Below are 12,512 nucleotides of genomic sequence, written 5' to 3'. Positions count from 1 at the left end.
CTGTCCTCCGGACCGCCCTTCAGGCGGCAAGCAACGTCTTCAGTTTGGTTTCCGGCGCGGCAAGCGCGACAGGATCGGGATGGCGGCGGGCGGCGATCAGCATTTCCGCAAGGCGGATGTCCCGGGCGACCGCATTGCCCTTGCCGATGCCGCTTGCCGCGATCAGCCGGCCCGCGGCATCCAGATGGAAGAGGATGAAGGCCCCCTCGCCGAGGTCGCGCCGCACGGTCATCGCCGCGTCGTCGGCCAGCCCGGCGATCTGCAGCGTCATGTCGTACTGGTCCGACCAGAACCACGGCACGGCGCTATGCGCCTCGCCGCCGCCGAGCATGTTGGCCGCCGCAAGCTGACCCTGCTCCTGCGCATTGCGCCAGGATTCGAGCCGGACGCGCCGGTCGCCGTAGAGCGGCAGCGGATAGGAGGTGCAGTCGCCGGCTGCAAGGATATCCGGATCGGAGGTGCGCAGCAGGCCGTCGACAGCGATGCCATTGTCCACGGCAAGCCCCGCCATCTCCGCCAGTTCCGTGTTCGGCACCGCGCCGATGCCGACGACCAGCAGGCTGGCCGCAACGACGCGGCCGTCTTCCAGCGTGAGGCGAACCTCGCCCGGCCGCTCTTCGATGCCGGCAACCTTCGCAGCGCACAGCACCTCGACGCCTTCTTCCGCATGGCGGCTTGCGACGATCGCGGCGATCTCCGCCGGCACGCCGCGGCTGAGAATGCGCGGCAGGCCCTCGATGAGGGTCACGCTCGCGCCGAGCTTGCGGGCGCTCGCCGCCAGCTCCAGGCCGATGAAGCCGCCGCCGAGAATGGCGATATGGCTTCCCTCCACCAGATAGGCGCGGATGCGTGCGGCATCGTCATGGCTGCGAAGGGCGGCGATGCGCCCGCCGCAAACCGTGCCCGGCAGGCTGCGCGGGCGCGCACCGGTCGCCAGCAGCAATTTGTCATAGGGGACCGCCGTACCGTCGCCGAGCAGTACCCGCCGGGCCGTCCGGTCGATCTCGATGACCGGACGGCCGCAAAGCACCGCGATACCGGCGGCGGCATAGCGCTCCGCGTCCGCGACAAGCTTCGGGCCGTCGCCGGCGACCAGCGCCTCCTTGGAGAGGGGCGGACGCTCATAGGGCAGATGGTCCTCATTCCCGATCAGGGTGATCGTGCCATCAAAACCCTTTTCCCTCAGCGCAAAGGCTGCGCGCGCGCCGCATTCGCCGGCGCCGACGATGACGAAATCCGCCATGACGAGATCCTCCCGGCAGTTCCGGCAGCCGGAACCGCGAAAACAAAGAAAGCTAGAGCCCGATGAAGACCGTGCCGCCCTCGACCTTGACCGGATAGGTCTTGAGGTCGACACAAACCGGGGCGCCCTTTGCCTCACCGGTCTTGTAATCGAAGCGGCCGTTGTGCTTGGGACATTCGATGATGTGATCCATCACCAGCCCGTCGGCGAGGTGGATCTTCTCGTGGGTGCAGAGCCCGTCCGTCGCGTGATAGGTGTCTTCCGGGCTGCGGTAGATCGCGAAGGTGCGGCCCGCATGGTCGAAGCGGACGACGTCCTCCTCGTCGATCTCGTCCGCTGCGCAGACTTCTACCCAGGTGTCGCTCATGGTCTCTCCTCCGGTGGCGTGCTGGTTATTCGGCGGCCGCGACGGCCGCCTCGCTGTGGAATTCTTCCTTGTAGGGCCGCGCCGTCGCGGGCAGATCACGCTTGAGGAAATAGTCCTCGTTGCGAAGCTGGCGCAGGAAGGCGGGGATCATTTCCCGATAGCCGTGCCACATGGACGGGTTCGGCGCCGGCAAGTCGTGCTTGATCATGGCGTGCAGCCGCGGCAGCGCGTGGTAAGGCACCATCGGGAACATGTGGTGCTCCACATGGTAGTTCATGTTCCAGTAGATGAAGCGGCTGACCGGATTCATGTAGACCGTTCGGCTGTTCAGCCGGTGGTCGATGACGTTGTCGGCAAGGCCGCCATGCTGCAGGAGACCCGTAAGCACATGGTGCCAGGCGCCATAGAGCCGCGGCAGGCCGATCAGCATCGCCGGCAGGATGGAGCCGAGCGCGAAACAGAGCGCGATGGTCGCGGCATAGATGGCAAGCCAGATACGGGCGATACGGATCGCCTTCGGCTGCTCGGAGGCGGGAATAAAGGTCTTTTCCGCCGCGCTCATCACGCCCGCCGCGTTGCACAGCATGTCGATGACGGCATGCCACGCATCGAACAGGCCGAAGAAATTGAGCACGAGGCGCGCGAGATCCGGCGGGCGCATCACGGCGATCTCGGGATCGCGGCCGACGATGACCGTATCCGTATGGTGGCGCGTGTGACTCCAGCGCCAGGTCACCGGATTGCGCATGATCATGAAACAGGCGATCTGGTAGACGGCATCGTTCATCCACATCGTCTTGAAGGCCGTGCCATGGCCACATTCGTGCCAGCGGCTGTCGGAGGCCGATCCATAGAGTACGCCATAGACGAGGAAGAACGGTACCGCCCACCAGCTGCCCCACAGCCAGATGCCGGCAGCGCCGGTGACCAGCATGGTGCCGAGCCAGATGGCGGTGTCGCGGATCGCCGGCCCGTCGCCGCGTTGCATCAGCGCCTTCATCTCCTTGCGGGCGATCTCGGTGTGATACCACTCGGCAGCGGCCAGGCCGTTGGCCACGGCGGCCTCGGCGTCACGGCCAAGAAGGCTGTAGTCCCGCTTCGTCGGCTTCATCCCTCGTATCCTCCCTTGCGGCGTCACCTGCACGCCCCGCCTTGTCTGATGCACAAACGATACCGTCCTTGCCTGCATCCCTCAATCCTGCCATGATAGAATGCTTCAAAACACATCATTCAACATCATCCAGTTATGATGGAAAGATTTCAGGGAGGGGACATGGCATCGCGGCCCACCATTACGGATCTGGCGAAAGCCGCCGGCGTCAGCGTGGCGACAGTCGACCGCGTGCTGAACGGGCGCCACAAGGTGCGCGAGGAAACGGCGCGGCGCGTCTACGATGCTGCAAATACGATCGGCTATCACGCGATCGGGCTGATCCGGCAGCGGGTTTTTGAGGACCTGCCACAATACAGGCTGGGCTTCAGCTTCCAGCGCCCGGGCCAGGCCTTCTACCAGAATTTCGCACGCGAGATCGAAATCGCCTGCAATGCCTGCACCACGGCGCGCATCGTGCCGCAGATCGATTTTATCAATGCGCAGACACCGGCGGCGATGACAGAAATGCTGCGGCAGCTATCGGCCCGCAACCAGGCGCTTGCCGTCGTCGCCCCTGATTATCCGGCAACGACCACAATGGTGGAGGACCTGAAGAACCGGGGCATTTCCCTCTTCTGCCTGCTCTCCGACTTCGCCATGGACGTGCGCCAGGGCTATATCGGCCTCAACAACATGAAGGTTGGCCGCACCGCGGCCTGGATGATCGCCCGCGGCGCCCGTCGGCCCGGCAAAGTGGCGATCTTCGTCGGCAGCCATCGCTTCCACGGCCACGAACTGCGCGAGATGGGCTTCCGCTCCTTCTTCCGTGAGAAGGGCGAGGGCTTCGAGGTGCTGGACACGCTCGTCAATCTCGACACCAGCGAGATCACCCACGAGGCGACCGCCAACCTGCTCACCCAGCACCCGGATCTCGTCGGCCTCTATGTTGCCGGCGGCGGCATGGAAGGCGCGATTTCCGCCATCCGTGAAGAGGGTTTGGGCGGAAAGATCCAGCTCATCGTCAACGAGCTGACGCCCGAATCGAAGGCCGGCCTTGCGGACGACGTCGTCACCATGGCGATCAGCACGCCGTTGCCCACCCTCTGCCGCGAGCTCGTCTCACTGATGGTGACGGCCATCGAGAAGGGCGATGCCGCCGTACCCGGGCAGACCTTCCTGCCCTTCGACATTTTCCTTCCGGAGAATATCTGACAGAGGAAATGATGGTTTTCCATCATCTTCCCGATGAATTCTGTCAGCGATGAGGGCGTGGCCGGCACCTTCGGCTTTGACGCCCGCCTAGTGCTTCCCGATCCTCATGCGTGCATGCGAGGCGGCCCTGTCGGCAGCCTCGAAGACCGGAGGACCCCCATTCCATGCCGCCCCTTGACTTCGCTCTCAACCACATGACAGCGCCCGCGCTGAAACTCGACGCCTTCTTCGCCCTCGCCGTCTCGCTCGGCATGACGAAGGTCGAGATCCGCAACGACCTCAATGGCAACACCATCCTGGACGGCACCGCGCCGGCCGAGGTGAAAGCGCTCGCCGAGCGTCACGGCGTCACGATCATCTCGATCAACGCACTCCAGCGCTTCAACGAATGGACGCCCGCCCGCGCCGCCGAGGCCAAGGAGCTGATCGACTACGCGGCAGCGGCAGGTGCCCGCGCGCTCGTGCTCGTGCCGAAGAACGACGGCACCGGGCAGGCCGACGGCGAACGGCAGACCAACCTCGCTGAGGCGCTCATCGCCCTGAAACCGATGCTGGCTGCGGCCGGAATCATCGGCCTCGTCGAGCCGCTCGGCTTCGAAATCTGCTCGCTGCGCTCCAAGCGCGAGGCGGTCGAAGCGATCAGGGCCATCGGCGGGGAACAGATATTCCGTCTCGTGCACGACACGTTCCATCATCACCTTGCCGGCGAACCGGACCTCTTCGCGGAGCTCACCGGCCTCGTCCACATTTCCGGCGTCGAGGACGCCGACATCACGGTCCCGGCCATGCGCGATGGTCATCGCGTCCTCGTCGGCCCGCAAGACCGGCTTGGAAACATAAGACAGATCAAAGCCTTGCTCACTGCCGGTTATACCGGACCGCTCTCCTTCGAGCCCTTCTCCCCGGACGTGCACGGTGTCCCCGACCCCAGGGCGGCCGTGGCACAGAGCGTCGGCTTCCTGCGCGAAAACATCTAGACCAGGCGGTGCCGGCGACCTATCCACCGGCCCTTTTCCCCAAGGCCCTGCAGGATTCCCGATCCTGAAAATGGAACGGGCTTGACGTCCCGGACAGAAAATGGAATAAACATTCCGCAATACGGAATTCGCGGTTTGTTTATTCTGTTTTGGCCTTTTGCCTCCCGGGAGGAGCAAGGGGCCGGCTGCCCCGCAAGGGCCAGCTGTCCGGACAATCGGGTGGCGCTGCCGGACGCCACGTTGAGGAGGAGAACGACATGAAAAAATTCATTCTGAGCACGGCGCTTGCCGCAATGATGTCCACCGCCGCCCATGCCGAAACGATCGGCGTGACCATGGCGCAGTTCGACGACAACTTCCTGACCGTTCTGCGCAACGGCATGTCCGATTATGCCAAGACGCTCGATGGCGTTGATCTTCAGATCGAAGACGCCCAGAACGACGTTGCAAAGCAGCAGAGCCAGATCCAGAACTTCATCGCGTCAGGCGTCAGCGCCATCATCGTGAACCCCGTCGATACCGACGCGACCGCCGCCATGTCCAAGGCCGCCGCAGAGGCCGGCATTCCGCTCGTCTACGTCAACCGCGAGCCGGTCAACGTCAACGAACTGCCGGAAAAGCAGGCTTTCGTCGCCTCCGACGAAAAGGAATCCGGCACGCTGGAAACCAAGGAAGTCTGCCGCCTGCTCAACGGCAAGGGCAAGGTCGTCGTCATGATGGGCGAACTGTCCAACCAGGCCGCGCGCATGCGCACCCAGGACGTCAAGGACGTCATCGCCACCGACGAGTGCAAGGGCCTCGAAATCGTCGAGGAGCAGACCGCCAACTGGTCGCGCACGCAAGGGTCGGACCTCATGACCAACTGGCTCTCCGCAGGTCTCGAGTTCGACGCGGTCATCTCCAACAATGACGAAATGGCAATCGGCGCCATCCAGGCGCTGAAGGCTGCCGGCCGTTCGATGGACAGCGTCGTCGTCGCCGGTGTCGACGCCACGCAGGACGCCCTCGCCGCCATGGCGGCCGGCGACCTCGACGTGACGGTGTTCCAGGATGCCGCCGGCCAGGGCAAGGGTTCGGTCGATGCCGCGCTGAAACTGGCAAAGGGCGAGAAGGTGGAAACCAAGGTCTACATTCCCTTCCAGCTCGTGACCCCGGCCAACATCGCCGACTACCAGGCGAAGAACTAACCGGCTCTGCCCGTCGCTGAAAACCTTCAGACTGCTCTGGACGTGCGCACGCAAGCGTGCGCGCGTCCGACCCGTTTCTGGTTGCTCCGGGAGGGAGGGGACGATGGTCAGTCCGACCACCATGGCCGCGGTTCGTGCAAGCGGCGCCATTCCGAATGCTGAATATCTCCTGTCTGCGGAAGGTGTCCGCAAGGAATTTCCGGGCGTCGTTGCGCTCGACGATGTTGAGTTCAAGCTGAAGCGCGGCACCGTGCACGCCCTGATGGGCGAGAACGGCGCCGGCAAATCCACACTGATGAAGATCCTTGCCGGCATCTATACGCCCGACCAGGGTGAAATACTGCTCAAGGGCCAGAAGATCCGTCTGCAATCGCCGCTCGACGCGCTGGAAAACGGCATCGCCATGATCCACCAGGAGCTCAACCTGATGCCGTTCATGACGGTGGCGGAGAACATCTGGATCCGCCGCGAGCCGAAGAACCGCTTCGGCTTCGTCGACCACGGCGAGATGAACCGCAAGACCGCCGCCCTCTTCAAGCGCCTCAACATCGCGATGGACCCGGAAGTGCAGGTGCGCGACCTCTCCGTCGCCAACCGCCAGATGGTCGAGATCGCAAAAGCCGTGTCCTATGAGAGCGACGTGCTCATCATGGACGAGCCGACCTCGGCGCTGACCGAGCGCGAGGTGGAGCACCTCTTCACCATCATCCGGGACCTCCGCTCGCAAGGCATCGGCATCGTCTACATCACCCACAAGATGAACGAGCTGTTCGAGATCGCCGACGAGTTCTCGGTGTTCCGCGACGGCAAGTACATCGGCACGCACGCCTCCTCGGACGTGACGCGCGACGACATCATCCGCATGATGGTCGGCCGCGAGATCACCCAGATGTTCCCGAAGGAGGAGGTGCCGATCGGCGACATTGTCCTCTCGGTGAAGAACCTCACCCTCAAGGGCGTGTTCCACGACGTCTCCTTCGATGTGCGCGCCGGTGAAATCCTCGGCCTTGCCGGCCTCGTCGGCTCGGGCCGCTCGAACGTCGCCGAAACGATCTTCGGCGTGACGCCGGCGACCTCGGGCACGATCTCGATCAACGGCAAGCAGGTGAACATCGACAGCCCGAACACGGCGATCAAGCACCGCATGGCGTTCCTGACAGAAGACCGCAAGGACACCGGCTGTCTGCTGATCCTCGATATCCTGGAAAACATGCAGATCGCCGTGCTTCAGGACAAGTTCGTCAAGAACGGTTTTGTCGCCGAGGGCGAACTGACCAAGGTCTGCGAGGAGATGAGCCGGAAGCTGCGCGTCAAGACGCCGAACCTGTCCGAGCGCATCGAAAACCTCTCGGGCGGCAACCAGCAGAAGGTGCTGATCGGCCGCTGGCTGCTCACCAATCCGCGCATCCTCATCCTCGACGAGCCGACGCGCGGCATCGATGTCGGCGCCAAGGCGGAAATCCACCGCTTCGTGACGGAGCTCGCCCGCGACGGCGTCGCCGTCATCATGATCTCGTCGGAAATGCCCGAGGTCCTCGGCATGAGCGACCGCGTCATGGTCATGCACGAGGGGCGGGTCACCGGCATTCTCGACCGGGCGGAAGCGACGCAGGTCAAGGTCATGGAACTGGCTGCCCAGTAAATTTTACGGCGGCCGTGGCGCCGCAAGGGAGGTAATCATGAGCACGAATTCCGCCGCGCAGGCTCAAGGCTCCGCGCAGAAATCTGCCCGCCGGCTCCCGCCGGAACTCAACATCTTTCTCGTCCTCATCGGCATCGCGCTGGTCTACGAAATCCTCGGCTGGATCTTCGTCGGTCAGAGCTTCCTGATGAACCCGCAGCGCCTGACGATCATCATCCTGCAGGTCTCCGTCATCGGCATCATCGCCGTCGGCGTCACACAGGTCATCATCACGGGGGGCATCGATCTCTCCTCCGGCTCGGTGGTCGGGATGACGGCGATGTTCACCGCCTCACTGGCACAGGCCTCGACCTGGCCGCGCGCGCTCTATCCCTCGCTGACCGACCTGCCGGTCATCGTGCCGGTCGCGCTCGGCATCGGCGTCGGCCTGCTCGCCGGCTTCATCAACGGCCAGCTCATCGCCAAGACGAAAATCCCGCCCTTCATCGCCACGCTCGGCATGATGGTGTCCGCCCGCGGCATCTCCAAGTGGTACACCAAGGGCCAGCCGGTTTCGGGTCTCACCGAACAGTTCAACTTCATCGGCACCGGCATCTGGCCCGTCGTGATCTTCCTCGTCGTCGCGGTCATCTTCCACATCGCGCTGCGCTATACCCGCTACGGCAAGTTCACCTATGCGATCGGCGCGAATGTGCAGGCCGCCCGCGTCTCCGGCATCAACGTCGAATCCCACCTGGTAAAGGTCTATGCCATCGCCGGCGCACTCGCAGGCCTTGCCGGCGTCGTCACCGCGGCACGTGCCCAGACAGCCCAGGCCGGCATGGGCGTGATGTACGAACTCGACGCCATCGCCGCGACCGTCATCGGCGGCACCTCTCTTGCCGGCGGCGTGGGGCGCATCACCGGCACGGTCATCGGCACCGTCATCCTCGGCGTCATGACTTCGGGCTTTACCTTCCTGCGCGTCGATGCTTTCTACCAGGAGATCGTCAAGGGCGTGATCATCGTCGCCGCCGTCGTCGTCGACGTCTACCGGCAGAAGAAGCGCAAGACATAGTTCCTATTCCGCGGGTTTTCCGCGGCGCCGTTGCGGGGCGAGCGCATCGCCCCGCCCCTCCCGCCGGCAAGGCCGGTACACCAGAGAGAATGAAGATGACTGTGAGATTTGGTCTTCTCGGCGCAGGCCGCATCGGCAAGGTCCACGCCAAGGCCGTAACCGGCAATCCGGATGCCGTGCTCGTCGCCGTTGCCGATGCCTTCCCCGCCGCCGCCGACGCGATCGCCAAGCAGTATGGCTGCGAAGTCCGCACCATCGAGGCGATCGAGGCCGCCAAGGATATCGACGCCGTCGTGATCTGCACCCCGACCGACACCCATGCCGACCTCATCGAGCGTTTTTCACGCGCGGGGAAAGCCATCTTCTGCGAGAAGCCGATCGATCTCGACGTCGAGCGCGTCAAGGCCTGTATGAAGGTGGTCGACGAGACCAAGGGCAAGTTGATGGTCGGTTTCAACCGCCGCTTCGACCCCCATTTCATGGCCGTGCGCAAGGCGATCGATGACGGCCGCATCGGCGATGTCGAGATGGTCACCATCACCTCGCGCGACCCCGGCGCCCCGCCGGTCGACTACATCAAGCGCTCCGGCGGTATCTTCCGCGACATGACGATCCACGACTTCGACATGGCCCGCTTCCTGCTCGGCGAAGAGGTCGTCTCGGTCTCGGCCACCGCCGCCGTGCTGGTCGATCCCGACATCGGCAAGGCCGGCGACTACGACAGCGTTTCGGTCATCCTGCAGACGAAATCCGGTAAGCAGGCCGTCATCTCCAACTCGCGCCGCGCCACCTACGGTTATGACCAGCGCATCGAGGTGCACGGCTCGAAGGGCATGGTCGCCGCCGAAAACCAGCGCCCGGTCTCCATCGAGATCGCCAACGGCGACGGCTACACCCGCCCGCCGCTGCACGATTTCTTCATGACCCGCTACACCGAAGCCTATGCCAACGAGATCGCGAGCTTCATCGCCGCCATCGAGAAGGGTGCGACCATCTCGCCCTCCGGCGCCGATGGCCTCGCAGCCCTCGCACTGGCCGATGCAGCCGTTAAGTCGGTCGAGGAAAAGCGCCAGATCTCCGTCGCCTGACGGGCACCTCCTCCCAAGGCAACTGGCCGGGCGATTTTCCGCCCGGTCTTTTTGTTGGGCCTCCGCCCCACTCTCCTCCGTCAGTCTCCAACCGTCCGCGCCACGATGACATCATGGTCCATCTCCGCCAGCGCGCGGTCGAGATGGCCTTCCAGCACCAGCGTGGCCTCCTCCGGCACGACGGAGATCGGCGGGGCGCCGAAAAGACGGACCTGCTGCGATTGTGCAAGCCCCTCTTCGAGCCCCCGCTGGAGGAGATCGAAATAGCGGGTGCCGGGACCGGTGATGGCAATCGGCATGTTCTCGTAGAGGCTGACGACACGCGAAAGCCCCTGCCCCAGCGCAAGGCCCGCCTGGCGGAAGGCATATTCCGACATGCGGTGGCCCTGCCGGGCGCGCAGCGCGATCTTGTCCATCTCGGCCAGCGGCACGAATTTCGCCGGGATCGTATCCGGCGGCACTTCGAAGGCGGTGCGCAGGATGCCGTAGAAGCCCGCGGACGCCTCGATGCAGCCCTGCGCGCTGCAGCGACACAGTTTTCCATCCGACGAGTTCAGCATGTGCCCGAAATTCGGCGCCGTCACCGAGAGCTCCCCCGACCGGTCGAACCGCGCGATGCCGAGGCCGATGCTGTGGCCGAGCGAGAGCGCGGCAACCGCCTGCAGATCCCGCACGCCTGCCTTCTCCATGCGCAGCGCCATGGCATGAGCGACGAGCAACGTCTCGTTGCTGAGGAGGATCTTCGCCCGCCAGGGCGGCTGCAACAGCGCCGCAAAATCCACCTGCTGCGCGCCGAAGACCGGCGACCAGACGAGCCGTGCCGTCTGGGGATCGACGAGGCCCTTGCTGCTGATCGACACGACCAGCACCTGTCCACGGTCGATCCGGGACCGGTCCGCCAGCTTGTCGAGCGCGGCCACGAAGGCTTCGGTAAAAGGCCGCGTCGCGGTATCGGCATGGTTGCGTGGCTCCTCGAACCGGTCGAGCAGCGTGCCGCCATAGTCGGCGAGTGAATATTGCACCATGTCGGAAGAGATGCGCACGGTCGCAAGGTAGCCGGCATCGCGCCGCTGGCCGAAGATGACGCGCGGCCGCCCGCGCGAGGCCGACGCCAGCTGTTCGCGCCGTTCCAGCACCTCGGCCTTTTCCAGCTCCGCCGTGATCACCGATACGGTCGCCGAAGCGAGGCCCGTATGATGGGAAATATCGGTATGGGCAAGCGGACCATGCCGGCGCAGCGAGGCGAGCACCAAGGCACTGTTCTGCTGACGCACAAGCTCCGTGCTCGACTTGGTCAGCATCGTCGGTTTCCGCTCGCTTTCACAGGATGCAACACATGCCCCTCCCAAAGCATCTGTCACGCCGTCGTTCAAGGCCTTTCAAGCCGTGTTGACAGCCTTCGAAACTTCTGACATTTATTTTCTCGACTGTCGAGAAAAAAGTCCCGAGGCCATCGGGAGGGGTATCGAGACAGTAGATCGTGGCCGGTCGTTGATTGGGCGGGAGGTTCGCCCAGGCGGTCGGTGTTCACTTGGGAGGATATTATGAAGTTCGTTCTGAAGCTGATGGCAGGGGCTGCCATCATCGTTTCCCTGCATTCCGTAGCGCACGCCAAGGACCTCGTGGTCGGCGTTTCCTGGTCGAACTTCCAGGAAGAGCGCTGGAAAACCGACGAAGCCGCCATCAAGGCAGCGCTCGAAGCCTCCGGCGACAAATACATTTCAGCTGACGCCCAGTCGTCCGCCGCAAAGCAGCTGACGGACGTCGAATCGCTGATCGCCCAGGGCGCCAACGCCATCATCGTTCTCGCCCAGGACTCTGAAGCGATCGGCCCGGCCATCGAAAAGGCTGCCGCGGAAGGCATCCCGGTCGTCGGCTACGACCGCCTGATCGAAAACCCGGCCGCCTTCTACATCACCTTCGACAACAAGGAAGTCGGCCGCATGCAGGCCCGCGAAGTGTTCAAGGTGAAGCCGGAAGGCAACTACGTCTTCATCAAGGGCTCCTCGTCCGACCCGAACGCCGACTTCCTCTTCGCTGGCCAGCAGGAAGTGCTGAAGGAAGCGATCGACGCCGGCAAGATCAAGACCGTCGGCGAAGCCTATACCGATGGCTGGAAGCCGGAAAATGCCCAGAAGAACATGGAGCAGTTCCTGACGGCGAACGACAACAAGGTCGACGCGGTCGTCGCCTCGAACGACGGCACGGCCGGCGGTGCGATCGCGGCACTGGCCGCCCAGGGCCTTGCCGGCTCCGTCCCGGTCTCCGGCCAGGATGCCGACCACGCTGCGCTGAACCGCGTCGCGCTCGGCACACAGACCGTTTCCGTCTGGAAGGACTCGCGTGAACTCGGTAAGCGCGCGGCGGAAATCGCTGCCTCGCTCGCCAGCGGCAAGACCATGGACGAGATCGAAGGCGTCACCACCTTCAACGGCGGCCCGAAGGGCGTCGAAATGAAGTCGGTCTTCCTCGCCCCGCTGCCGATCACCAAGGACAACCTGAACGTCGTCATCGACGCCGGCTGGATCCCGAAGGAAACCGCGTGCCAGGGCGTCGCCGCCGGCTCGGTCGCAGCCTGCAACTGACAGGCAATGATCCGGTACTGACCTGACCATCCCAGGCGCCGCAGCGGCTTCCGTTGCGGCG

11 protein-coding genes are annotated in these 12,512 nt (G+C 64.2%); 7 read left to right on the top strand and 4 right to left on the bottom strand.

Features of this window, described 5'->3' with window-relative positions; genetic code table 11:
• Positions 1-19: 19 nt before the first annotated feature.
• The 3 genes from EXZ48_RS17060 to EXZ48_RS17050 are packed head-to-tail and all read right to left on the bottom strand — an operon-like array spanning position 20 to position 2,721.
• A complete protein-coding gene (locus EXZ48_RS17060) occupies positions 20-1,243 on the bottom strand; it encodes an NAD(P)/FAD-dependent oxidoreductase (protein WP_130517218.1) in 1,224 nt (407 codons plus the stop codon).
• A gap of 52 nt (positions 1,244-1,295) precedes the next feature.
• The gene (locus EXZ48_RS17055) at positions 1,296-1,610 is read right to left on the bottom strand and encodes a MocE family 2Fe-2S type ferredoxin (RefSeq protein ID WP_024270176.1); all 315 of its coding nucleotides are present in this window, start codon (positions 1,608-1,610) and stop codon (positions 1,296-1,298) included.
• A 25-nt stretch (positions 1,611-1,635) separates the two neighbouring features.
• The gene (locus EXZ48_RS17050; protein WP_130517216.1) at positions 1,636-2,721 is read right to left on the bottom strand and encodes a fatty acid desaturase family protein; all 1,086 of its coding nucleotides are present in this window, start codon (positions 2,719-2,721) and stop codon (positions 1,636-1,638) included.
• 162 nt (positions 2,722-2,883) lie between these two features.
• Here EXZ48_RS17050 and EXZ48_RS17045 point away from each other — a divergent pair, with 162 nt between their 5' ends.
• From EXZ48_RS17045 to iolG, 6 genes are all read left to right on the top strand, one after another.
• The gene (locus EXZ48_RS17045) at positions 2,884-3,915 is read left to right on the top strand and encodes a LacI family DNA-binding transcriptional regulator (protein ID WP_130517214.1); all 1,032 of its coding nucleotides are present in this window, start codon (positions 2,884-2,886) and stop codon (positions 3,913-3,915) included.
• Positions 3,916-4,079: 164 nt separating this feature from the next.
• Positions 4,080-4,892 (top strand): TIM barrel protein, encoded by an 813-nt coding sequence (locus EXZ48_RS17040; protein ID WP_130517212.1) that lies wholly within the window; start codon positions 4,080-4,082, stop codon positions 4,890-4,892.
• A gap of 257 nt (positions 4,893-5,149) precedes the next feature.
• Positions 5,150-6,079: a sugar ABC transporter substrate-binding protein gene (locus EXZ48_RS17035; RefSeq protein ID WP_023511953.1), complete on the top strand. Its 930-nt coding sequence runs from the start codon at positions 5,150-5,152 to the stop codon at positions 6,077-6,079.
• A 103-nt stretch (positions 6,080-6,182) separates the two neighbouring features.
• Positions 6,183-7,721, top strand: a complete 1,539-nt coding sequence (locus tag EXZ48_RS17030; protein ID WP_130517210.1) for a sugar ABC transporter ATP-binding protein — start codon at positions 6,183-6,185, stop codon at positions 7,719-7,721.
• A gap of 37 nt (positions 7,722-7,758) precedes the next feature.
• Positions 7,759-8,778: an ABC transporter permease gene (locus EXZ48_RS17025; protein ID WP_023513838.1), complete on the top strand. Its 1,020-nt coding sequence runs from the start codon at positions 7,759-7,761 to the stop codon at positions 8,776-8,778.
• A gap of 95 nt (positions 8,779-8,873) precedes the next feature.
• Positions 8,874-9,866 (top strand): inositol 2-dehydrogenase, encoded by a 993-nt coding sequence (iolG, locus tag EXZ48_RS17020; protein ID WP_130517208.1) that lies wholly within the window; start codon positions 8,874-8,876, stop codon positions 9,864-9,866.
• A gap of 80 nt (positions 9,867-9,946) precedes the next feature.
• Here iolG and EXZ48_RS17015 read toward each other — a convergent pair whose 3' ends face one another.
• A complete protein-coding gene (locus tag EXZ48_RS17015) occupies positions 9,947-11,167 on the bottom strand; it encodes an ROK family transcriptional regulator (protein WP_130517206.1) in 1,221 nt (406 codons plus the stop codon).
• A gap of 243 nt (positions 11,168-11,410) precedes the next feature.
• Here EXZ48_RS17015 and xylF point away from each other — a divergent pair, with 243 nt between their 5' ends.
• Positions 11,411-12,451, top strand: coding sequence for a D-xylose ABC transporter substrate-binding protein (xylF, locus tag EXZ48_RS17010; RefSeq protein ID WP_024270851.1), 1,041 nt, complete (start codon positions 11,411-11,413; stop codon positions 12,449-12,451).
• The last annotated feature ends 61 nt before the right edge of the window (positions 12,452-12,512 follow it).

The sequence above is a fragment of the Shinella sp. JR1-6 genome (assembly GCF_004284735.1).
In the GTDB taxonomy this organism is placed as follows: Bacteria; Pseudomonadota; Alphaproteobacteria; order Rhizobiales; family Rhizobiaceae; genus Shinella.
Note: the sequence above shows the minus strand (reverse complement) of the source record. Positions and strands in the feature narration are given on the sequence as shown.